This window comes from Clostridium magnum DSM 2767, from assembly GCF_001623875.1.
Classification (GTDB): Bacteria; Bacillota; Clostridia; order Clostridiales; family Clostridiaceae; genus Clostridium_AM; species Clostridium_AM magnum.
In genome coordinates, this window is sequence record NZ_LWAE01000001.1 from 641,302 (window position 1) to 665,499 (window position 24,198).

General features: G+C 31.8%; 22 protein-coding genes and 1 pseudogene. 13 read left to right on the forward strand and 10 right to left on the reverse strand.

The annotated features are described in order from the left end of the window. Nucleotides 1-202: 202 nt before the first annotated feature. From CLMAG_RS03135 to CLMAG_RS32230, 6 genes are read right to left on the reverse strand one after another with little or no spacing between them, the layout of a single operon-like run. Complete coding sequence (locus tag CLMAG_RS03135) at nt 203-721, reverse strand: recombinase family protein (protein WP_066617821.1); 519 nt, start codon at nt 719-721, stop codon at nt 203-205. Next, nucleotides 705-1,061, reverse strand: coding sequence for a recombinase family protein (locus CLMAG_RS03140; RefSeq protein ID WP_066617823.1), 357 nt, complete (start codon nt 1,059-1,061; stop codon nt 705-707). The genes CLMAG_RS03135 and CLMAG_RS03140 overlap by 17 nt, the downstream gene beginning before the upstream one ends. Continuing rightward, nucleotides 1,045-1,755 carry a hypothetical protein gene (locus CLMAG_RS03145; protein WP_066617825.1) on the reverse strand — a complete coding sequence of 237 codons (711 nt, stop codon included), beginning with the start codon at nt 1,753-1,755 and terminating at the stop codon, nt 1,045-1,047. The genes CLMAG_RS03140 and CLMAG_RS03145 overlap by 17 nt, the downstream gene beginning before the upstream one ends. 41 nt (nt 1,756-1,796) lie before the next feature. Continuing rightward, the gene (locus tag CLMAG_RS34860; protein ID WP_082831773.1) at nt 1,797-2,021 is read right to left on the reverse strand and encodes a recombinase family protein; all 225 of its coding nucleotides are present in this window, start codon (nt 2,019-2,021) and stop codon (nt 1,797-1,799) included. After that, nucleotides 1,921-2,154 (reverse strand): recombinase family protein, encoded by a 234-nt coding sequence (locus tag CLMAG_RS03150; RefSeq protein ID WP_066617827.1) that lies wholly within the window; start codon nt 2,152-2,154, stop codon nt 1,921-1,923. Before CLMAG_RS03150 ends, CLMAG_RS34860 begins: the two co-directional genes overlap by 101 nt. Further along, nucleotides 2,147-2,314, reverse strand: a complete 168-nt coding sequence (locus CLMAG_RS32230) for a hypothetical protein (RefSeq protein ID WP_161486920.1) — start codon at nt 2,312-2,314, stop codon at nt 2,147-2,149. The genes CLMAG_RS03150 and CLMAG_RS32230 overlap by 8 nt, the downstream gene beginning before the upstream one ends. Before the next feature lie 812 nt (nt 2,315-3,126). Between CLMAG_RS32230 and CLMAG_RS03155 the strand changes: the two genes are divergently transcribed. After that, nucleotides 3,127-4,293 carry an iron-containing alcohol dehydrogenase gene (locus CLMAG_RS03155; RefSeq protein ID WP_066617828.1) on the forward strand — a complete coding sequence of 389 codons (1,167 nt, stop codon included), beginning with the start codon at nt 3,127-3,129 and terminating at the stop codon, nt 4,291-4,293. Between the two features lie 67 nt (nt 4,294-4,360). Continuing rightward, nucleotides 4,361-5,629: pseudogene (locus CLMAG_RS03160) on the forward strand (NAD(P)-dependent oxidoreductase). Between the two features lie 165 nt (nt 5,630-5,794). Here CLMAG_RS03160 and CLMAG_RS03165 read toward each other — a convergent pair. Continuing rightward, entirely contained in the window at nt 5,795-6,886 is a 1,092-nt protein-coding gene (locus CLMAG_RS03165; protein ID WP_066617829.1) for an NADH:flavin oxidoreductase, read from the reverse strand. Between the two features lie 247 nt (nt 6,887-7,133). Next, complete coding sequence (locus tag CLMAG_RS03170; protein WP_066617831.1) at nt 7,134-7,451, reverse strand: winged helix-turn-helix transcriptional regulator; 318 nt, start codon at nt 7,449-7,451, stop codon at nt 7,134-7,136. Nucleotides 7,452-7,684: 233 nt separating this feature from the next. Between CLMAG_RS03170 and CLMAG_RS30525 the strand changes: the two genes are divergently transcribed. Next, on the forward strand, nt 7,685-8,974 hold the full coding sequence (locus tag CLMAG_RS30525; RefSeq protein ID WP_073393341.1) for a transposase: 1,290 nt from the start codon (nt 7,685-7,687) through the stop codon (nt 8,972-8,974). Between the two features lie 621 nt (nt 8,975-9,595). On the opposite strand, the gene CLMAG_RS03180 is transcribed toward CLMAG_RS30525, so the two are convergent. Further along, on the reverse strand, nt 9,596-11,527 hold the full coding sequence (locus CLMAG_RS03180) for an oxidoreductase (protein WP_066617835.1): 1,932 nt from the start codon (nt 11,525-11,527) through the stop codon (nt 9,596-9,598). Between the two features lie 196 nt (nt 11,528-11,723). On the opposite strand from CLMAG_RS03180, the gene CLMAG_RS03185 reads away from it, so the two are divergent. From CLMAG_RS03185 to CLMAG_RS03195, 4 genes are all read left to right on the forward strand, one after another. Beyond that, nucleotides 11,724-12,302, forward strand: a complete 579-nt coding sequence (locus CLMAG_RS03185) for a TetR/AcrR family transcriptional regulator (protein WP_066617837.1) — start codon at nt 11,724-11,726, stop codon at nt 12,300-12,302. 342 nt (nt 12,303-12,644) lie between these two features. Continuing rightward, entirely contained in the window at nt 12,645-13,376 is a 732-nt protein-coding gene (locus tag CLMAG_RS33415) for a transposase (RefSeq protein ID WP_073393340.1), read from the forward strand. Between the two features lie 131 nt (nt 13,377-13,507). Further along, nucleotides 13,508-13,972 (forward strand): hypothetical protein, encoded by a 465-nt coding sequence (locus CLMAG_RS33420; RefSeq protein WP_242872916.1) that lies wholly within the window; start codon nt 13,508-13,510, stop codon nt 13,970-13,972. A 392-nt stretch (nt 13,973-14,364) separates the two neighbouring features. Next, nucleotides 14,365-14,739 carry a VOC family protein gene (locus CLMAG_RS03195; RefSeq protein ID WP_066617840.1) on the forward strand — a complete coding sequence of 125 codons (375 nt, stop codon included), beginning with the start codon at nt 14,365-14,367 and terminating at the stop codon, nt 14,737-14,739. Nucleotides 14,740-15,336: 597 nt separating this feature from the next. On the opposite strand, the gene CLMAG_RS03200 is transcribed toward CLMAG_RS03195, so the two are convergent. Continuing rightward, complete coding sequence (locus CLMAG_RS03200) at nt 15,337-17,346, reverse strand: methyl-accepting chemotaxis protein (RefSeq protein WP_066617843.1); 2,010 nt, start codon at nt 17,344-17,346, stop codon at nt 15,337-15,339. A 193-nt stretch (nt 17,347-17,539) separates the two neighbouring features. On the opposite strand from CLMAG_RS03200, the gene larB reads away from it, so the two are divergent. The 6 genes from larB to CLMAG_RS03230 all read left to right on the forward strand — a co-directional run bounded on the left by larB (nt 17,540) and on the right by CLMAG_RS03230 (nt 24,182). Further along, nucleotides 17,540-18,286, forward strand: coding sequence for a nickel pincer cofactor biosynthesis protein LarB (larB, locus tag CLMAG_RS03205; protein WP_066617846.1), 747 nt, complete (start codon nt 17,540-17,542; stop codon nt 18,284-18,286). Between the two features lie 551 nt (nt 18,287-18,837). Then, entirely contained in the window at nt 18,838-19,455 is a 618-nt protein-coding gene (locus tag CLMAG_RS03210) for a 4Fe-4S binding protein (protein WP_066617849.1), read from the forward strand. 1 nt (nt 19,456) lies between these two features. Continuing rightward, on the forward strand, nt 19,457-20,893 hold the full coding sequence (locus tag CLMAG_RS03215) for a hypothetical protein (RefSeq protein ID WP_066617852.1): 1,437 nt from the start codon (nt 19,457-19,459) through the stop codon (nt 20,891-20,893). Between the two features lie 186 nt (nt 20,894-21,079). After that, nucleotides 21,080-22,369: a benzoate/H(+) symporter BenE family transporter gene (locus tag CLMAG_RS03220; RefSeq protein ID WP_066617854.1), complete on the forward strand. Its 1,290-nt coding sequence runs from the start codon at nt 21,080-21,082 to the stop codon at nt 22,367-22,369. Nucleotides 22,370-22,468: 99 nt separating this feature from the next. After that, on the forward strand, nt 22,469-23,278 hold the full coding sequence (locus CLMAG_RS03225; RefSeq protein WP_082831774.1) for a beta/alpha barrel domain-containing protein: 810 nt from the start codon (nt 22,469-22,471) through the stop codon (nt 23,276-23,278). 121 nt (nt 23,279-23,399) lie between these two features. Beyond that, nucleotides 23,400-24,182 carry a 2-keto-4-pentenoate hydratase gene (locus CLMAG_RS03230; RefSeq protein WP_082831775.1) on the forward strand — a complete coding sequence of 261 codons (783 nt, stop codon included), beginning with the start codon at nt 23,400-23,402 and terminating at the stop codon, nt 24,180-24,182. Nucleotides 24,183-24,198 lie beyond the last annotated feature (16 nt).

Consider the following 24,198-nt stretch of genomic DNA (forward strand, 5'->3'; position numbering starts at 1 on the left):
TACCATCTTTGTTTTTTCCATAGTTTTTAGGCTTTAATTTTTCGCCACATATTCCGCATATTAGTTTATCTTTTAATAAGTACGGAGTATTGTAATATTTGGGGTCTTTTAAAGTGCTTTTATGAGCTCTAAGTTTTTTTAATGTATCCCAATATTTTTTGTGAATAAAGCATAGTGATTCATCATAATTTGATTGGGTAGTTTATAAGTGTCGGCCTGGATGCCTTCTTCCACCACGCCTATCCCAGGTTATATAACCAGTGTAAGTTTCGTTTTTTATAATGCTTTCTATTTTGCCTTTTGTCCAAGCGTTATTTCCACACATATCATTCATTAGCTGGGCAATCTTCCTATATCCATAACCTAGATTATAAAACTTAAATATGTTTACGATAAGACTTCTTTCATAGATAGATGGTTTTAACTTGGCAATAGGCCTGGATCTACCAGGAATTTTTATTCTTTGAATAAGATAGCCATAAGGAGGCCTTCCACCTGCCCAGTTGCCATTTTTCACCGTGATTTTACTACCACTTTTTACTCTAATAGATATTACATTGGCTTCCAATTCAGCTACACTTGCAAGTATGTTATCTACAAATCTATTTATTTTTTTGTCTTCAATATCTATATTTTCTCCTGGGAGTGTATAATGAATTTTAATATTATTTCTATTAAGGATGTATTTAAGGGCTATAAACTGCTCAAAATCTCTTGTCAACCAGTACTATAAGATGACCAATTTTTTTGTTTTGAGCTAAGTCAATTATATACTGTAGTATAGGCCTACTTTTTAGCCTTTCTTCAAGAGTCTTATCTACATTGTTAGTAAAAATTGTTGATGCAGGTTTTGTTTCTTCAAAAACTTTATCTTCATAAAGCTCCAATTTTTTAGGTTTATCATTTTCATTTTTATAAGTTTTTTTATCGATATTTTCATTATACTCATCTATATACTTTAGAACTTGTTCTTTTTGGTACTCAGGTGAAAGGAGTTTTTCGCTTTGTTCAGTGGTAGATACTCTTATGCAAACTGCAGCTTTACTATTTGATATAGTCAATTCTATAGCTTCCTGGCTCACTTAGTTTCACCTTCTCATTATTCTTGATTACAATTTTATTAATAGTGCTTTTAAACAGTTCTTGAGATATTCCTATGCTTCTTTTAAATTTATTAATTATGATAGCGTTGTTACTAGTTTGGTATATCTCAGCAATCTGTTCTAAAGCTATATTAATCTGAACAGCATTTTTTTTCTTGTCTATATCTTTTTCTTTATTTTTTTCATCATAGATTAAATCACTAATACGACTATAATCAATATTAGTGTTAGGATTAAATGATTTAATTAGCTCATACATTTGTGTGTGCTGTTGTGATCTAATTTTGTTAATCCTCTCATCTTCCTTTGAAATTTCATCTTTAATCTTTTTTAACTCTTTTTCTTGATAGTGTTCAAGGTTTCTCTTTGAGAGCAAATCATTTATTATTTTATTTAACAGAAAGTCTTCCATCCATACCTTTTCAATTTTAGAGCAACCTTTTAAACATCTATAAATATTAGGCTCCTTGATAAGGTATATAGGGTCTCCACAAGTTTTACAATATATAATCTTTTCTCCAGTCTTATTATCAATTGAAGGTTTATAACCTGAAGGAAGTTTATAGAAATATTCACCTTTTTTTCTTTTTGGCATTTTTCCAATAGCTATTCTTTCGGATAATATACTTGGCTCAAGCTCATCAACAGACATAATAATATTTTCTATAAACCCTGAAAGATAGCTGTTTTCATCTACTTGATATTAAAATAATTTGAATAAATTATTTTAATATCGTGATTTTTGAAGAAATTTTTAATGTCAATAAGATCCTCAACTCTTCTTGCTAGTCTATCTCTTCTAAAAACAACCAAAGTTTTAAACTTTCCTTCCATACATAGCATCATACAGTAACTTCTTAAAACCAGGCCTATGCATTGGGTGAAACTTGGTAGCGGACTCTTCATCTTCGTAAACATCGTATACAAATAAATTTCGCTTTTTAATTTCTTCTCTAGCTAATGAAGCCTGTGAAATAAGTGAATTATTTTCTAGCTTAGTTGATTTTCTTGCGTAAATTGCAGCGTATTCTTCTGGAGTAGGATCACTCATTTTTAAGTCCCTTTCTACAAGCTCTTGTATCAATATCTTCTCCTAACGGCAAATTACTTTCTAATAAGAAATCTATTATAAAATCAATTATTCTATTCGTTGAATCTATATCATTTTTATATTCAATGGTTACATTACTTATATTTTGCGATTCATTCATTATAAATCCTCCTACAATATTAATAAATATATTTTGCTTTTCGATAGTTTCTTATGGTATTACCTAACTTGTCATTATATGTAATCATAATGACACCCCCCTACACATAATTATTTACAATATTTTCAAATTTAGTCGCTATAGTATAACTTTTAAAGTATGGTATAGGTATTTAGTAAGGATGATTCTCATATTTTTCTAGATTCAATAGATGTAATAAACAGGAAGAAGAAATTAGTTATGTTTGCATTTCTATGTATATTCTTGGGTAAACTATTAACTCTGAATTGTAATATAGATTATGTAGTTTCTTGGTGAGGGGTTTAGTACGATTCGCCTCTACCATGAATACCCACGAACCGCCTGTATGTCGCTTAAATAGCGGATTGCAGGCGGCCATGTTTTTATGTTGGGTGAGGGTATCTCCACAAAATATGTATTTTGTATTAAATAAGCAGAATAAAAAAGAGCAAATGAAAAATAAACAAGAAAGACGATACAACTTATTTTGAATGCTAATCACATATATTTCAATTTTATGTATTTCAAACAATAATATTGATATAAAATTAAAGAAATAATGAGCGAATTAAAGAAAAAGTAACAACACTGACTATATTAATAAAAAAAATTTTGTTTCACCATAAATACGTATTTCCTACCTTTTTGAAACCGCACTACCGAAAAGTGCCTTCTTTTTCTTTGAAATTAGTAGGGTTATACTAATACTCGTATCAAGCATAAAAAGAAAAAACAAAATTTTAATAATTAATTTACCAATAAAAGTAAATTAATTGAAGGAGGAAATATAAATGCAAAGATTTACTATACCAAGAGATGTTTATTTTGGAGATAATGCTATAGAGCATTTAAAATCAGTAAAAGGAACTAAGGCTATGTTAGTCATTGGTTCTGAAAGATTAATAAAAGATGGAACAGTTCCAAGAATACAAGAATTATTAAAAGAAGCTAATATTGAAACTGCAGTATTCTCAGGAATTGAAAATGATCCTTCAGTTGCAACGGTTAGAAGAGGGGGTGAAGCCATGAAAGAATTCAATCCAGATTTAATCATCGGTATTGGCGGCGGCTCACCAATAGATGCTGCTAAAGCAATGTGGATATTTTATGAATATCCAGAATTCACTTTTGAAGAGGCTGCTAAGCCATTTAACTTACCAGAATTAAGACAAAAAGCTAGATTTATAGCTATACCGACTACAAGCGGTACTGGTTCAGAAGTTACTTCATTTTCAGTAATAACTGACCATGAAACAGGAGTTAAATACCCAATAGCTGACTATAACGTAACTCCAGATGTTGCTATAGTTGATACTAATTTAGTTCAAAGTATGACTTCAACATTAGTTGCTAATACTGGAATGGATGCTTTAACGCATGCTTTTGAAGCTTATGTTTCAAAAGTTAGAAATCCTATAACTGATGCATTAGCTATGAAATCAATAGAAATGACTGTTGATAACTTAGTTAATTCATTCAAAGGAGAAGAACAAGCTAGAAAAAATATGCACATAGCTCAATGTTTAGCTGGAATGGCATTCTCTAATGCTATATTAGGAATAGTTCATTCAATGTCTCATAAAACAGGAAAAATATTTAATATTCCTCATGGATGTGCAAACGCAATATACTTACCGCATGCTATGCAGTTTAATGCTAAAACAGCTGGAGCTGATTATGCTGATATAGCTAAGAGATTAGGGGTAAAAGGGACAACAACAGATGAATTAGTTCAATCACTAGTTCAACTAGTTAAAGATTTTAGAGTTGCTATGAATATGCCTACTACTTTAAAAGAATTTGGAATATCAGAAGAAAACTTCAAGTCTAACTTAGATGAAATTGCTAAGAATGCAGTAGCTGATCCTTGTACAGGTAGAAATCCAAGAGAAATATCTGTAGAAGAAATGAAGAAATTATTTGAAGCTACTTATTATGGAACAGAAGTGAACTTCTAAGTTTATGCAAAAAGTTATAGCTGGTTAATAACCAGTTATAACTTTAATTATTTAGGAGGATGTACAAATGAATATGTTAAAAGAAGAAGCAAATAGATGTCTAATGTGTAAAAATCCAAGATGTAAACAAAAGTGTCCTATAAGTACACCTATACCAGAGGTAATACAGTTGTTTAAAGACGACCAAATAGAAATAGCTGGGCAATTATTATTTAATAATAATCCATTATCCGCTATTTGTGCAATAGTATGTCCACATGAGAATCAATGTAGAGGAAACTGTATTAGAGGAATAAAGGGAAAACCTATTGAGTTCTATGAAATTGAAAATCATATTTCAATGAAATTTCTAGAGTCTGTTCAATTTAATAAGCCAAATAACTTATTAAATGATAGGATTGCTATTGAAGGATCAGGTCCAGCTGGTATTACAATTGCTTTTATTCTTGCTTCAAAAGATTATAAAGTAACAATATTTGAAAGCAAAGAAAAAACAGGCGGGGTATTAAGATATGGTATACCAGAATTTAGATTGCCTAAAGATATTTTAGACAAAATTCATGAAAAACTTATTCAGTTAGGTGCTAGAATAAGACCTAACACGTTAATAGGACCAGTGCTTACAATAGATAAGCTGTTTGAGGATGGATATAAGGCTATATTCCTAGGAACTGGTGTATGGAATCCAAAAACATTAAATATTAAGGGTGAAAGTTTAGGGAATGTTCATTATGCAATAGATTATTTAAAGTCACCGGGTGTTTATAATCTGGGCAAAAAAATTTGCGTAATTGGTGCAGGGAATGTAGCTATGGATGCAGCAAGAACTGCAAAGAGAAGCGGTGTTGAAGAAGTATATGCTCTTTATAGAAAAGGCTTAGAAGATATGTCTGCTACAAAATCAGAAATTTAAGAAGCAAAAGAAGATGGTGTTAAATTTGAATTATTTAAGGCACCTGTTGAGATATTAGAAGAAGGAGTAAAATATGTATCAACTAAAAAAGTTATTGTTAAGAATGGCAAGGTTAATACAGTACCAGTAGAGGGAACGGAAGCTTTATTGTAATGTGATTCTGTAATAATAGCAGTAAGCCAATCACCTAAAAATAATATAGTTTCAAATAACAAAGGCTTTGAAACTACTGATCAAGGTTTATTGATAACAGATGAACTTGGATATACTACAAGAGAAGGAGTTTTTGCTTCAGGTTATGTTGTTACAGGAGCTAAAACGGTAGTTGAAGCTGTTGCTCATGCAAAGACTGTAGCAGAGTCAATTGATACATTCTGCACAAATCTTAGGAATAAAAATAAATATTTAATTGCTGCAAAGTAATTGTCCAAGTATGCTTGGGGTCTTATGAGATTGCACTTTATAAAGAAGCACTTTAATAATACGATTATAGGGAGGTGAGTAAGCTCATCTCCCTAATATTTTAACTGTGAGAATAAATAGGATAAACTACCTTAAAGTTCTAAATAAAACATAGCTTGATAATAGCTATAATTTATTAAAAATTGTACAATAATTTCCTTCAGAAGTTCTACATTTTGAGCAACTAGCACATATTGCTGGTCTTTTATCTCCATCTTTCCATCTTTTTATTAAATAAGGCTCTGCAAGGAAAGGTCTTGATAGAGCAAAATAATCAATATTTGTTTCATTTAAGATTTTTTCAATGTTATCAATATTTTTAAAGCCACCCACTGTAATTATTGGAACATTAATCTCATTACTGATAACTTTTGCATATTCAAGAAAATAACCTTCTTTTTGTATTTCATGATCATTAAAGACCTGTCCAACCATTGATTTAGCTTTTCCATGAATATTGCCAGATATTTCAATGGCATCAACACCGATTTCTTCTAGCTTTTTACAAATAAGTCTAGTTTCCTCAAAGGTTAATCCGTCTTGAAAAAAATCACTAGCAGTAAGCTTTACTAATATATTGAAATTATTTCCTAATTTTTCTCTCATCTTATAATATATTTCAAGTAAAAACCTCATTCTATTTTCTAAGTTACCACCATATTCATCAGTTCTTTTGTTGTAATAGGGGCTAAGGAATTGATTTATTAAATATGTGTGTGCACCATGTATTTCTACTCCGTCAAAACCTGATTCTTTTACTCTTTTACCAGCATCAGCAAAAGCATTTACTATATAGTTTATATCCTCTTTAGTCATGGCTTTACCTATAACATTTGTACTTCTTTCAGCAACCTCACTTGGAGCATAAATAACTCTTTCACCAAGATTAAAGGTAGTTTTTGTTCCACCATAGGCTATTTGCATGATGATTTTTGAACCATAACTGTGGACTAAATTGGTTAATTGTTTATATTCATTAATAAATGAATCGTTATAGATTCCCATCATGCCAGGGTTAGGTTTTTCCTCTTTTACAATATTTGCGTATCCAGTTATAATTAAGCCAACGTCACCTTTCGCTAGTTCCTCATAGATTCTATAAAGTTCCTCTGTAATATGTCCCTCTTCTGTTGCCATGTTTTCCCATGTAGCACTTCGGATAAATCGATTTGGTATAGTAATATTTCCTAATTTAGTTTCTTCAAATAAAGTTTTCATTAGATCAATCCTTTCTAATGCATATTGTCAAATATAGCTTATACTATACAATTATTATAAATCAATATTGACTATATTCTACCCTTAGGCTTTCCTTCTAGTTCTGGTAGACTGACCATAATCGCTAGGGGTGTTCATGATTAAATCATATAGAAGGGTTATTACCTTAAAGCTAAGTATAAAGATTAATATTGTATTTTTAAGATGTATGATTTTAGTGCTTATAATTATCTACAAAATATTTTCCTCATTTGTCCATTGCTTCCAAGATAGGAATCAAATCTTCTCCCATTTGAGTAAGTGAATATTCAACCATAGGAGGCACTTGATGATAAATAGTCCGATGAACTAAGCCATTTTGCTCTAAGTCTCTTAATTGCTGAGTTAACATTTTTTGAGTTATTTCTGGAATTAATCTTTTGAATTCATTAAATCTGATAGCTTTATATTGATTAAGATTCCAAATAATAAGAGCTTTCCATTTACCACTTAAAATTTCTAATGTAACTTCAATTTCACATCTATAATTACTACAACTAATTTTGTTTAATCTATCTTTTGGCATGATTTCACTTCCTTGTACAAGTTAAATTTATAATAATATTATTTGTAATAAAGAACAGGAAATCCATAGACACATACTTCATATTTAACTATTTTAATTACCTAAGTTTCGTACAAGCAAAATCTAATATTTTCCATAAACTAGTTTTAAAAAAATAATTAAAGGATAATACCAAGCCTTGAAGTATAATCTTGTTACCACACAAAAATTAAAGAAAGGCAGGTATTATCCATATGAATAATATTACCTATTCTCAAGATAACTGTAAAGAAGAAACTACTTCCACTTGGTTAATTGCAATTATGCAGTTTGGTTTAAAAATCAACTTTTTTAAGCCCTTTGAATACTTTAAACTTAAAATGAAAAAAGTAAAGTATTCTGTTTATCAAAAGCTTATTATTACTATGATGTCTATAGTAATTGGCTGTGAAACATCAAAAGATATTAATGAAAAACTTGGTGTAGAAAAGCTTGCTGCAAATATGTTTGATATGTATAATGTTCCAGATCAATCACAAATTAATTTGTTGCTTACACGTATGAATTCAGACAGTATTAGTCAACTCCAAGATATTCATAACCAGCTTTTTATGGAGCATAGCAATTCTATTTATTCCACTCAAAGAGTGGTCGTAGACTGTGACCAAACAGGTTTAATTGCCAATGGTAAAACTTTTGAATTAGCTGAAAAAGGCTACTTTGCTAAAAAGAAAAATCAAAGGGGTTATCAACTAGCTGACGCTTTTACAGGTGAGTATTCTGAAACAGTAGCAATGTTCTTAGATTCAGGAAGTTCTCATTGCAACAAACACTATGATGAATTACTAAGCTCTATTCTATTTAAATACAAGGATCAACTCCGTAATGGCAATTTAATTTTAAGAACAGATAGTGGGTTTGGTTCAGCAGAGAATATTGAAAAGTTACTTTCCATTCCTAAATTAAAGTTTATTACTAAGGGATATTCTACTGTTAAAGCTAAAAATCTTGCAAAAGATATTCCTTATCAAGAATACACTCAAGCCGATGAGGCTGCATGGGTATATGAGCTTTCTGCAAACGATGGTCTTAGGTATATTATAGTTCAGACATTATCTAAAAAAGGAAATTTAAAGTATTCTCTACTTATAAGCAATATAAGTAGACATGAAATGAGTTCAGTAGAATTATTTCACTTTTATAATAAACGTCAAACTATAGAAGCCTTTTTCAAAATGGCTAAGAATGTATACAATATAAAAAAACTTAGAACTTCAAAGTTTTATGGTATTTATGCTTTCTTATGGTTAGTATTTATAACTCATAATCTTATAAGTCAGTTTAAGTCTACAGTTTTATATGGAACTGAGCTTGAAAATGTAGGGGTAAGGGTTTTAGTTAAAAGCATTGGTAATATAAAAGGCTTTGTTAAAAGAACTACTGAAGGAATTAAAGTTACTATTCCACCATTAACAAAGCTATCAAATCTAATTGCTAACGCACTTTGTACTCCTAAATATGAACAGCTAACTTTTAATATATGAGTTTAAATACAGTAATTTGTTCATACAATATAATCTAAAATTAGAAACTAAATTTTAGTTTTCTTTAGCGTTGTCAATTTTAAATTTGCAAAATTATCCTAATAGGCTCCGCCTAAAAAACGGATGGTTGTGGAATATTTTGGATAATAATAACAGGTAATTATGTGAAAATGTGATTTTTATATTTGTACGAAATCTAGGTAATTATGATTCCTTATAGCTTTTGGTAAAAAATTAATTTATCCATAAGTACAAACTTGATTATGCTAAATCACTCTCAGCTCAATCACTGAACAAAATGGTTAGGCGAGCTAAAGTTGAGGCTCAATTCTGGAACGGCGAAGTCTATTGTAGTATAATATATAATCTAGGCTGTTAAATAACTAAATTTGGGAATAGACAAAACAGCTAAATATCAACGATTTACAAATAATTAAAATCACATCAAAATATTTATTTTGGCTTAAAATAAATATTTGTACATTTGAAAAAACAGTTATTCAACAACCTAATAATCATGTTATTTACTTGAATATTAGCTGAAGTATTGGTTTTTGTTGTTATAGTAAAAATTCTTACTTTTTAGTGGTACTATTACGTACTTTGGCGGTCTTTTAACAATTAAGCATTCGTACCTGAAAGAAACCCTTCACGTACCGCATCAAGAACATTTCGTATTTTTAAAGCATCACCTACTACTTTGACTTCGGTTTTGCCTTCAAGTTCTTTTTCAAGAGTAGAATTTGATTTTACACCTAATGCAAGAATTATTGTATCAGCAGCGAAATCAAAAATTTCTTCGTCCTTTTTAAGTTTTGCACCCATTTCGTTTATTTCTATTACTTTAGTGCTTTTCATTACTTGAATTTTTTTCTCATCTATAAAGTTAAGTAAAAATTCACGACGTGTGCTTTCTTCATCAGTAGCTATTTCAGGAAGAAGTTCTACAATAGCAGCCTGTTTACCTTGCATAGAAAAATGAGTAGCCGTTTCACAACCAATCATACCGCCACCTGCTACAAGGATCTTTCCTCCTACAGTAACTTTTCCTGCAAGTGCATCCTGTGCAGTTACTACATTAGCACCATCTATACCTGGAATAGGGGGCTTTGCAGGAGTAGAACCAGTAGCTATTATTACTACATCAGGCTTTTCTTCATCGCAAACAGCAGAAGTGTATTCTGTGTTAAGCTTAATATTTACACCAAGTTTTTTAATTTGTCTTGCCAGCCATGATGGAAGATAAGCCATGCTGCCTTTATATGGAGGGATTGGAGCTAGAGCAAACTGACCCCCAAGCCTTTCAGATTTTTCATAAAGAGTTACTTCATGACCTGCTAATGCTGCAGACCTTGCTGCTTCCATGCCCGCAGGACCTCCGCCAACAACTGTTACTTTCTTTGGATTTTCTGCTTTCTTTGTTTCGTTAAGATATTCAAATCCTAATGTAGGGTTTACTACACAATGTATAGGCTCATTATTGAATAGTCTTGCAAGGCAGCCCTGTTGGCAACCTATACAGTGCCTTATATCATCGTAGCGTCCTTCAGCAAATTTGTTTGGAAGCTCAGGGTCTGCAAGAGAAGCTCTACCCATTGCTACCAGGTCAGCTTTACCTGAGGCTAGTATAGTTTCCGCCATACGAGGGTCATTTATTCGTCCTACTGTTATAACTGGTATATTTACAACCTTTTTAACTTCTTCTGCAAGGTTTACAATCCAGCCGTTAGTTACATTAAGCGGAGGAATTACAGCCGATGTACTGCCATATACACCTGCGGTAACATGAATACCATCAATACCTGCTTGTTCAAGCATTGTTGCGATAAGTTTTGTTTCTTCAATTGTACGCCCTCCAGGCATGTACTCGTCACCTGATATACGAAACGTAACTGTAAAGTCTTTTTCGCATTTTTCACGGATGTCTGAAATAATTTCAAGCGGGAAACGCATACGATTTTCAATAGGTCCGCCGTACTCATCGCAACGCTTATTGGAATAGCTTGACATAAATTGAGCGATAAGATAGCCGTGAGCTCCGTGAATTTCCACACCATCAAAACCGCATTTTTTTGCTCTTAGAGCTGTATCACCGAATTCAGATACTATTTTTTTTATTTCTGGAATAGTGAGCTCATGAGGTATATATCCCATAACAGGACATGGTATAGGTGAAGCGGAAACAGGTTGTTCCCCGATAACATCATATGAAGCTTGACGTCCTGCATGATAAATCTGAGCTATGATTTTAGCGCCATATTGATGAACACGTTGTGTAAGTTTTGTATGTCCTTCCATTTGTTCGTCTTTCCATAAACCTGCTGTCCAGAAACCTCTGCCTAGAGGGGCAACGGCATAGTCTTCTGTTATAACCAGTCCCCAGCCGCCTTTTGCTTTAGCTTCATGATAGGCGATATATTGCTCTGTTGCAAAGCCGTCAGAATCACAGAATACTGTAACCATAGCGGAAACAGCTAATCTATTCTTGAGCTTTGTACTGCCTATTGTGATTGGAGCAAATACAGGGCTTGAATTAAAAGTTTTAATTGACATAAAAAATCTCTCCTTCGTAGAATATTTAACAATATATTTTAAAAAAATTAAAAATAAGAGTAACCGGCCGGTTATTTTAAAATCATTATAGCAATTAGTAACCCGTCGGTCAAGCTTTGAAGTTTTTTTCTTGATATAATATTGTCAACTGATATAATTAAATATAGTAAATTATAGAAAACAGGAGAGAAGTATTATGCCTATATCAGCAGAGAAAAGTAAAAAAATACAGATTGAGCGCCGTAAACAGATATTAGATGCAGCATTGGAATTATTCGATGAAAAAGGATATTATAATACCCGTGTAAGTGACATAGCTCAGGCTATAGGCGTAAGTAAAGCCCTTATATTCAAATACTTTCCTTTAAAAATAGATATTTTTAAAGCTATTACAGAATATATAGAAAATTGCCTTGTAGAAGTTTTAAATGGGCCTACCCCTACTGATTCCTTAAGAAATTTCGGACTTAAAATCACTTCAACAACGAAGGACTATATTCCACCTATGAGGATATATATTGCAACTTTTATAAAAGGAGAACTTCCGACAGATATGAATGAGAATTTTCTCCGTACTAATTTTGCAAAAAAATGGTTGGCTCCGATTATACGTCAAGGGCAGGTAAGTGGTGAATTCCGTGGAGGTGACCCGGAAGAACTAGCAAATGCTTTTTGGCTTTACATATTAGGTGCAGTTGCAAATTATATTCATAATAGAAACAATGTAGCGTCTGTGCCTGATATTGAAATTCCTCTCAGCATGCTGAAGAAATAATCAAGAAAACTGTTTCTTGACATTTTTGATAATTGTCTAAAAGCGAAGGATTCTATGGTTTAATGATGATTTTAGATATGAAAGTAATACAATAATAAAAAGCATAATTCGTAGAAAAAATCGAAATAGTTAGAATCTATATATGATTTTATAGATGCTCACCAGTAAACTAGAGGCTAAAATTATCTTCTAAAGTTATAGAAGATAACTTTGGTCTTTTTGTGTAAAGAAAACCACCTGCTATGCACAACATCATAAACTTAAAGAGATCTGATATAGCATGTGCTATTTATTAGATTTCTTTTTCTTTATATGGGTTAAAATAAGTGAAGAGGCGGTTATATGATTAATAGCTATAAAGAAAGATTTACGAAAATAGTTAAAGCTATAAATTCTGATGCTATGAAAGAATATGCACATCTAAATCACCCAAAAAGTTTTACAAGGAAAAGAAAAATGCCACTAGAAGATATTATCCTATGCACACTTTCTAAAAAAGGATTGACCACGGCAATGGAACTCCATAAATATTTTATTGAAAAAGGAGCTGCTTTTATGAACATTTCAAAACAAGGATTCTTGCAGCAACGTAAAAAATTAAATTATAAAACTTTTTCCTTTTTAAATAAGGAATATCTTCAAGATTTTTATTTTTCTGACGAGCCAATATTATGGAATAATTATATGGTATTTGCTATTGACGGAAGTAAAGCAGAGGTTCCAAACTCAGATGAAAACAGAGTAACCTTTGGTGAATGTGGTAATCAACATAGTAAAGGTGAAGTAAGGGCTTTGGTAAGTTGCATGTTTGATGTGTTCAATCATTTCTTTTTAGATTTGCAAATAGATTCTATCAAAGCAAGTGAAAGTGAATTGGCAAAGCAAAATATCAAAGCTGCAAAAGGAATGCTTGAAGGTACTGAATTTATTATTGTGTTTGACAGAGGATATCCATCGATTGAATTTGTTAATTTCTTAGAAAAGAATAATCTTAAGTATTTATTTAGATTATCATCAAATGATTATAAGAAGGAACGCGAACTTATGACTGAAATGGATGAGTCTGTAAAGTAATACACACTCCAGCTAGATTAGCTAAAATAAAGAAGAATCACCCAGAAGTTATAGAAGAACTAAAAGCCAAGGAATACACTAGTACAAGAATTATTTCTTCAAGGCTTCCATCTGGCAATGAGATTGCCTTAATGACTAATCTTCCATTTAAAATTCGTGGTGAAGAAATAGAAAGTCTATATTTTAAGAGATGGGAAATCGAAAAGAAATACCATACGTTGAAAAACAAAATGAAGTTTGAAAGTATTACTGGAAAAGCAACTCTTTATGTATATCAGGATTTTTGGGCACAAATAGTAGTATATAACATGATACAGGATGTTCTGCATGCATCAAATGAGGAAATAACTAAAGATTCTAAAAGCCAAAAGTACAAATATCCAATTCGAATCAATGAAAATATAGCTATAGGATTATTTAAAGAGAAATTTATTAAGATATTAATAGAACCCAATAATAAGGTCAGAAAGAAAAAACTAATCCAGTTGCAGGAAGCAATGGAACGATATGTAGTACCGTTGAGAAAGCTTAAAAGTCAGGATAGGAAACATAATCTGACTAATAAATATAAGAATAACCAAAAAAGTAGCTTCTAAAAAGGCATAAAAATCCATTTTTTAATTATAGGATTTTATGCCTTTTTATAAGCCTAATATATGTAAAGTGTGGTATATTGAACAAAAAAATATTAATATTAACATTGAAAATTTCTTAAGTTTATGATGTTGTGCTATGCAGGTGTGTTCAGAAAAACTTTAGTGATGAGTATGTAAAAAGAGCGAAATGAAGCTTTAGAGATTGCAGATAAAACTTTTTATTGAACTTGGAAGGTATGAAGTAAGTGTTATTGTATACTTTTTGTAACTATGTATTTAGAAAGTGCATACTTGTATTTAATTTATATAATGCTTATATTGAAAATGTTAATATCTATAAAAATATAATAAATATTTATAAATTATTAATTATTTTTAAAGGAGTGTTATAAATGAAATTTACTTTTAATCACAATAATATTAATGTTTTAGATCTTGAAAAAAGTCTTAAGTTTTACAAAGAAGCATTAGGATTAGAGGAAGCTAAAAGACATAATCATCCTGATGGAGATTTTATTTTAGTATACCTACAAGATGGTGTTACTGAGCATTCCCTTGAACTCACATGGTTAAGAGATAGAAAAGAACCTTATAATTTAGGAGATAACGAAATCCATTTAGCCATAGTTGTAGATGACTTTGATACAGCTTATGAACATCATAAAAATATGGGATGTATATGTTACGAAAATAAAGAAATGGGTATTTATTTTATAGCTGATCCAGATGGATATTGGACTGAAATCCTTCCACATAAGGTGCTTTAATTTAGTTAGCAGGCTGCATATTTATGTTTTGAATTGTTGCAAAGTAATTGTCCAAGTATGCTTAGGGACTTATGATATTGCATTTTATAAAGAACCACTTTAATAATACGATTGTGGGGAGGTGAATAAGTTCATCTCCCTAATATTTTAACTGCGAGATCTAATGCATATTGCTAAATATAGCTTATATCAAGTACAAGTTAAATTTATAATAACATCATTTTCTATTAATGTTTAATTATTAATGACAATTTTTATTAATTTTAAAAAATTTCAATCTTTAAGAGATTTCTGAACAAACAATAATTGTAAAATTTTTAATGGGCTTAACTTCCTATTTTCTTGTAGATATCTTCAAGTTGTAATGCAATTTCAATTTGTACAGTACGGTATAGTATACTTGTGTACACCAGGAAGTAGGAATATATTCGATAGACAAAAAAGAAGTGGAGGATAGTGTAGAAAAATTAGGCTTGCCGGTTATTATGAATCAGTAGTTAATCTAATGCATATTATTAATATTTTTGTATAGTAAATAAACTATAGGAATTGAAAACTTATATTTCAATTCCTAATTGTATATTTGCATTAGTTATGTTAGTTTTCGGTATCACCTTGAATCTTGAACACTGCTACACTTTTAATTAGCTCGTTAGACACATTTCGTAATTCTTGTATTGTTGTTGAGATTTCTTCTGTAGATGCATTCATTTCTTGAGCTGAAGCCGAAACTTCCTCGGAAGTAGAGGTGGTTTCTTCAGAGATTACTGAAATAGACTGCATTTTATTGATAATTATATCTTTATCCTTAAGCATATTATCTATGTCAGAATGTGCTTGGTTAATACTTGGACCAGTCTTAAATACTGAATCCAATATTCCTTCAAAGGATTTAGTAGTATGGCCAACAGTTTCAATTTGAGAAATTAATTTTTCTTTCATTTTAGAACTTGTAATATCCACATTTGACATGTTTAAAAGTATTTCTTTTACGATATTTGATATATTTTCTGTTGAATTTCTGGATTGTTCAGCAAGGTGTCCTATTTCTTGGGCCACAACTGAAAATCCACGACCTGCTTCGCCTGCTCTTGCAGCCTCTATTGAAGCATTTAATGATAATAAATTAGTTTGGTAGGAGATAGACTTTATTAACTCAGTTATTTCTTCTATTTTTTTAACATTAAAATCTAATGTGTTTATATTATTGCATACCTTGTCAAAGGATTCAGTTATATCCTGTATTGACAAATTTAATTTACTAAGTTCGTTACTACCATCCTGAGATAGGCTTTGTGTCAAGTCGCTATTATCTTTAACGTGATTTAAGGAATTATAGATTTTATCAAGTAATTTGCTAAAGTTGTCCATCATATTCATTATTTCACTTAAGTCTCGAGATTGATAATAGGAACCTTTAGCAACATTCTGAGTTGCCATGGAAACTCCCAGTGAAGATGATGCAATTTCTTGTGCGCAAGCAGATAAGTTTTCCGCAGATATATCTAAATCCCTAGATTTTATAATTACGTTACCAATTATCCTAGAAAGAGATCCGAAAGTTTTGTTTATATTTTCCATTAATTGTCCTATTTCATCTTTGTCTCTGATTTCTAGTTTTTGAGTTAAATCACCTTTAGAAGCTTTATCCATAATATCTGATATTTTAATTATGGGGTTAGAAATATACCTTGATACAAATAACGAAATAGTTATTACAAATGCTATTGCAATTAAAATTATGGAAAGTGAAATATATACCGATCTTGCAACATTGTTATATATCTCGCTATAAGGAGCAGTTACAATTAATGTCCAGTTGGCTTGAGATATTTTTTCGAAAGAAGCAAGTTTCCTTATGCCATAAATATCATAGTAATTTATAGAACCCTTGTTATTGTTATAAACTTTATCCTTTACAATATCACGTTGATCAGCTCTAATAAGGGTGTCTTCCAAGTTTTTACCTATAAGTTTTTCATTTGGATAGGTTATTAAAGTCCCATCCTGAGCAACTAAATATCCATAGCCAGATTGTCCAATCTTTATAGATTTCATAACTTTTTCTACTGTTATTATATTTACAGCATCACATATCAGTCCTTGAAAATTACCACTATCATCGATTATTGGAACAACAACGTTTATGACTTTGTTTCCAGATGTTCTGCTTACTATAACATCACTTATTAAAACTTGTTTAGTATCTTTAGCTTGTTTGAAATACGATCTATCAGCAATATTTGTTGTTTTACCATTATCTATAAAGGTATTGCCGTCTTTATCTACAAAAAAGTAGTATTCAGACTCGGCATCGCTGTTATGTATTTCCTTAAGAATTGGTACTATCTTATCTTTATCAGCATTTTTAAATTCAGGGTGACTTTTATATAATGTTGTTAATGTTGATACCGAGTTGTTAAGCCACAAGTTTATAGTTTGAGTATTTGTTTTAGCAATATCGCTCTCATAATTTTCAATGCTTTGGGTATTTGTATTGTAAAAATAAAAGCATTGAAAAAGTAATGACACTATTAGTGGTATTAATGAAACAATTAAAAAAAACAATAATAATTTAGATTTTAGTGAAGTTCTAATTTTTGACACTTAATTTCTTCCCCCCTATTACATGAGGGTTAATCTACTACAATTTACATTATACTATATGAATTTACACTATACCACATACTTCTTGCTTTGTTTCAATTATATCCTATTAGAACGATGTTGTATGTCTATTATATTATGTTATAATTATGACTAAATAACTTTATCATATTTTTAAAAAGAGGTGGATGAAATGGATGAAAAAGAGTTAAGAGAGTTATTAAAAGGTATAAAAGAGCAAAATATAAGCATTGAATATGGAATGGAAAAATTAAAGGATTTGCCTTTTAAGGATTTAGGATACGCTGTTATAGATAACCATAGAGAGATAAGGGTTGGATATCCTGAAGTAATTTATTGTGCAGGAAAGACAGTGGATCAAGTAAAAGGGATCGTAAGCTTTATGTTAACTAAGGAAAACAATATTTTAGGAACTAGAGCGACAGTGGAGATGTATGAAGCTATAAAGGAAATTTGTCCAGATGCAAAATATAATAAATTATCTAAAACAATAATTATAAAAAGAAAAGAAGTAAAGGAGATGGATTCATATATCGCTGTGATTACTGCGGGTACATCAGATATTCCGGTAGCAGAAGAGGCCGTTGAAACAGCTAAAATATTTGGAAATCGAGTAGAGAAAGTGTTTGATGTTGGCGTAGCTGGTATACATAGATTATTCAATAGATTAGAGCTTATAAGAGGAGCAAAAGTAATTATTGTAATTGCTGGAATGGAAGGTGCACTTGCTAGTGTTATAGGAGGCCTAGTAGATAAGCCTGTTATCGCAGTGCCGACAAGCGTTGGTTATGGAACAAGTTTTGGAGGGCTGACGGCATTACTTTCCATGCTTAATAGCTGTGCTAGTGGGATAAGTGTTGTAAATATTGATAATGGCTTTGGAGCAGGGTATCTTGCAAGTATTATTAATAAATTATAACATAGCTAATTATTTTTTATTTAGTGCATAGAAACTACCTGAATAAAAAATGAAATCGATTATTGACATGCAAAAGATAATTGATTACAATAGAGTTATGCATAATATACAGAACGTCGTGCGACAATATAGAACGATTAATAAAAAATTCTAATTAGATTTTTGTTAAGTTAAAAAGTATTAAATTAAATAATATTTTTATTATTTAGAATCAAGATATCTTGTAAATAATCTTTTAAAATATTGAAATTTGTTGAAAAAAATACTTAAGTAAAAAAGAATCGCGAACATTGACATGAGAAGGCTAATTTACTACAATAAAAACATAAATAATTTAATAAAATATGAAAACGATGTACGACATTGCAGCACATCAATATTTTTATTTAGTATATAGGAAAACGTTTCAAGAATAAAAATATTTTTTTAGATGTTTTCAAGAACGACGTACGACTATGCAGAACGAGATGCTTTGTAGTTTTCAAGTTAACCAGAAGAATTATCAAGCACAATTTTATAAACAATAATATTATTATTTTGGAGGTAGAAAGATGAAACTAGTAACATTACTGGCAAAAGTAAATAACGACAAATGTATTGGTTGTCAGACTTGTGCAAAAGTTTGCCCTACACTAGCTATCAATATGGAGAATAGAAAAGCTGTGATAAATGCAGATATGTGCCGTGCTTGCGGAAACTGCGAACAACGCTGTCCTGTTTATGCAATTGAGCTAGTTAAAAGAGAAGAACCTCTAAAAGTAAGTGTAAGCTTAGAGGGTTTAGATATGAAAAAAGTAGACGAGCTTTGCAGAAAAGCTAATTTCAATCCAGAGCAAATTCTTTGTTACTGTACAGAAACAAGAGCACAGGAAGTTGCTGCAGCTATTTTAAAGGGTTCACATACTCCGGAAACTATATCCTTGGAAACAGGAATTAGAACCGGATGCTCTGTTGAATGTATTCAACCAGTACTTAGAATGTTAAAAGCTGCAGGAATAACACCGGAAAGACCAGATGGATATCAGTGGTATGGCTTAACTCCAACTCTATGGGATATTCCTGAGGAAACAAAAGAAAAATACTCTAAATCAGGGTTCTACTTTGATGGAGATATTAAATTATTAGAAGAATTAGCTAATGCTAAAACATCAGAAGAGGAGGAAATATAATATGCGTAAACCTTTTATACCAATGCAACCAAGAAAATCTCAATATGGAGTTCCGCCAGAATTTGTTACTAAAAGAATGGCAGATTATCCAGAAATGACTTCTCTATTATTAAAAGAATTATTCCCTGATACCCCAGATGTTATTTTCCCAAGTGATAAGGGGATAGAAGCTGTAAAAGAGGCTGCTGAAAAGGTATTAGAAAATATAGATATGAGTAAGATTAAGTCGGAAGATTCAGTTAATATATGTGCTTCTCACCATGGATTTACATTACTAGGTGGAGAACCATATGCGGAACTTATTAGAACAGTAAGGGATGTAATTGAGAGAAAAACTGGTACAAAGAATATAAGATTAAGAGCTGGTGTAGGTCTGCGCTTCAGAGAAACAGAAGAATACATTAAATCTTTTGGATTAGACAAGTATTTTCAAGGGAAAGTAAAAGGTGTGGCTCCTATAGATGAAGGTATTGCTATTGAGACTGAAATAGGGACTCTTTATGGAATAAAAGCAATATATGATGCGGATTGGGTAGTTCACGTTCATAATAGTGACGTTAGAGAAGTTCACTTCCATAGACAGGTGGATAGAGCTGTTAAGCCTTTCGGTATGTCCTATGCTAGAATTGAAACACGTTCAACTTATCATCAAAACTTAGGACCAAGAGGTGCTAACTTTACAGCAAGATGTATTTTTAATTCAGATTTCGTTCAGAGCAAATTTGCTTTTGCAGCATTTTTAAATATGTCTCCAGCTGGAGTGGTTAATGTAGATGCGGACAATAACTTATTCGCTTTGAATGATAGATTAACTGTTGAAGGATTAAAATACTATGGAAAGATCATGACACTTCTAGGTGAAATTGATGAGTGTATTATTGGACTAGATTTCCCATGCCCAGTTCCATATGTATTTGCGGCAGGCGTAATCTATGCAAACGTTGTTGGGGCTAATGGAGATTTATTTGATTTGGATGAATGCCCAATGCCACCTTATACATGGTATACAGAGGCTGCTTACGGTAGAAATGGTAAGCCACTTTTAGATAGTATACCTCCAATAAATTCAGCAATTAAAATGGTTGTTCATAACTACGCATGGGGAGGATACCCAAGTGCATTCTTCGCTGCTCACACACCAACAATAGTTGTAGGACGTGAACAAGCAGATCTTATGAACAAGGATTCGCAGAATCTAACATACATGGAACATGCTGTGATTGCGGATAGCTTAGATACAGCTATGAAATTTGCTTATAATGTTACAAAAACTGACAAAGTACTTATTTTTGATGGTGCAGGAGCAGGCTTGAATGTAAGTAGCAGCCTTGCGGAATTGTTAAAAGAAAAAGCTCCGGTTGTAAGCAAGAGAGTAGATGAAGAACTTCTTCCAAAATGGTTAAAACAAAGAGGAATTGATCCAAATAGAGTAAAGTAACCTTAGTTTGTAGTTATAAAAATCTTCGAAGCGAGATAAAATAAAACTTCACTCAGATGGAGTTTTAAACCCATCTGAGTGTTATTTGAATCAGTCCATTGCGGAACAGACGTTAACTTTTTATTGTAGAGTTGGGAGGCTTATGACTGATAGTGAATGGATAAATAATAGGATGTGGGGGAAATTATGGAGATAAGAAAAGAAGAAAAAGCATCGCGTTTTGAAAAGGGTTATGGAATGATGGAAGGGCTGAGGGATTTACCGAAATACCTTAATGGTAATACAATAACAGCAGGCTCTGTAGCAGCCATCTTTGGCTGCACAGGTCCTGCACTATTAGTAATTAAAGCAGCTACAGACGGTGGGTTAACTCATGTACAGTCCATTTCCTGGTTATTTTCAATTTACTTTATAGGTGGACTAGTTAGTATATATTTGGCTTTAAGATATAAGCAGCCAATAAATGGTGCATTTAATATTCCAGCGGTTGTTATGATTGTTAGTGTACTTAAAAGTTATGATATTTATCAAGCAGCAGGAGCATACTTTATTGCAGGTATTATAGTACTTCTACTAGGTTTTTCAGGATTAATCGGAAAAGTAATGAGATGGCTTCCTCTACCTATAGTTATGGCTATGATAGCAGGAGCAATGATAAGATTCGGTACCGGAATTATTACATCTACACAGCAAGCTCCAGTAGTAGGATTACTAACATTAGTTGGTTTCTTTATAATACCTAAGTTAACTAAAAAGATACCACCGGTATTAGGTGCATTGGTGTTAGGTATAACAGCTGCAGCTGTAAATGGTTCACTAAGCTTTAAAGCTGCAAGCTTTAAATTTATTGCGCCTCACCTTATAATGCCTCAATTCAGTCTGGGGGCAACCTTATCAGTATCAATTCCACTTGCAATATTAATTATAGGTTCAGAAAATGCTCAGGCAGCAGGAGTTTTAATGGCACAAGGATATAAGGCACCTATTAATGCCATGACTATGGTAAGTGGTATTGGAAGTATGATTACAGCCTTCTTTGGAGGTCATAATGCTAATATAGCAGGCCCTATGACAGCTATTTGTGCTAGTGAAGAGGCTGGAGAAAATAAGCAAGGACGTTATGTAGCTAGCGTTGTAAATGGAGTTCTATTTGCACTCTTTGGAATTGTTGCTAGTATAGCTCTAGCATTTGTTGCAGCTTTACCTGCCGCATTAACAAATATAGTTGCAGGGTTAGCTATGATTAATGTATTATATAGTGCATTTCATGATGCTTTTTCAGTGAAAAAGTTTAAGTATGGAGCATTCTTTGCACTAGTCATTGCAATGAGCAATATAACTGTTCTAAAAATTAGTGCGCCATTGTTGGCAATTATAGGCGGAGTGGTTGTTTCACTATTGGTGGAAGCAAATGACTTTAAAGAAGAAAAAAAAGTAATAGAAGTGACAGAAGTATCTGTAGAAAAAACAGTATAGGAATAAATAATTTGTATGAATTAGAGATTTAAGCTAAAATAAAGAATAAATCTCTAGTTCAAATAAAAAATTATTTGAGTATATGGGAGGAAAACTTATATGGAAAATAATACAGCAATAGATATAGTAGATCTAGTTCTACAACCTGTTATTGATAATAAATTTACGGCTAAGATTACAATAGAAATGGAAGGAATTCTGGCAGGAAGTAAACATGTAGAAGATAGGCTCAAAGAAATAGGTTTGGAAATTGAGTTTCTAGCAAAAGATGGAGAAAGAGTAAATCCAGGCGATATGATAGCAAAGTTTTCAGGTGGACCAAAACAACTTACCGCAGCAGAAAATGTTATTATGGGTAAGATGGCTAAAGCATCTGGAATAGCTACAGCAACAAACAGAGCTGTTACTGCTAGTGAAGGCAAAATTAGCATTGTAAGTGGTTCTTGGAAAAAAATGCCGGAAGAAATAAAAGGTCTAATTAGAGAAGCTGTTAGCATTGGAGGAGGAGATTTCAGAATATGTGAACCTCCATTCATGTACTTAGATAAAAACTATGTAAAAATATTTGGAAGTATTAGTGAAACTCTAAAGGCTGCTAGTGTTTTAAGAGAGCATACTAAAGTTATCCAGCTAAGAGGGGTAGAAAAGAGTATCAAAGAGGAAACAATAGAAGCTCTTGAAGGAGGAGCAAATGTACTTATGGTCGATACAGGAAAAGTAGAAGATGCCATAGAGTGCATACAAACACTAGAAAGTACAAATAGTAGAAACAAAGTTAAGGTAGCTTATTCAGGCGGTGTAAAAATTAAAGATGTACCAGAGTACGTAAAACTTGGAATAGATACATTATGTATAGGAAAACAAATTGTAGATGCACCTTTATTGGATATGAAAATGGATATCCTTTAATTTTTAAAGACTTATCAGAACAGTGTTTGATAGTTTAGAACAAAAAAGTATAATAATGTATTCATATGATAATCTTATTATAATTAAGCTTTAAAATACCTGTGAAAGGGAGGAAAATATCGTGAATCAAGAACAAATAAAAGAAGCTGCAGCAGCTTTATATGAGGCTGAAGAAAAAGTTCAGCCAATTACAGCATTAACAGATGTATATCCAGATATAACAACAGATGATGCATATAAAATCCAGATTGAAAACATAGCAAGAAAAGTTCAGCAAGGATATAGAATTGTAGGAAAGAAAATTGGCCTAACAAGCAAAGGAATGCAGCAGATGCTTGGAGTACCAGAGCCAGATTATGGACATATATTAGACAATATGGTAGGAGAAGAGGAAGTACCTATAAAAATATCCTCATTCCTTAAACCTAAAATTGAAGCAGAAATTGGTTTCATACTTAAAGATGAGTTAAAAGGACCGGGAGTTACAGTAGCACAAGTTCTTCAAGCCACAGAGGGAGTTATGCCTGTATTTGAAATTGTTGATAGTAGAGTAAAAGACTGGAAAATAAAAATACAGGACACTGTAGCAGATAATGCGTCTAGTGCGATGATTGTACTAGGAAGTAATCTGGTATCAGTAAAAGACTTAGATTTAAAACATATTGGTATGGTACTTGAAAAGAATGGCAAGGTTATTGATACTGCAGCGGGAGCTGAGGTGTTAGGAAATCCAGCTATAGCAGTAGCGTGGTTGGCAAATAAGTTGGGTGAATATGGTATTTCTTTAAAGCCTGGTGAGATTATTTTATCCGGTTCACTTACTAAGGCTTATGAATTTGATGAAAAGTGTGTATTTACTGCTACCTTTGATAGATTAGGAAGAGTAAAAGCAGTATTTGAATAATAACAAAATATTTTAG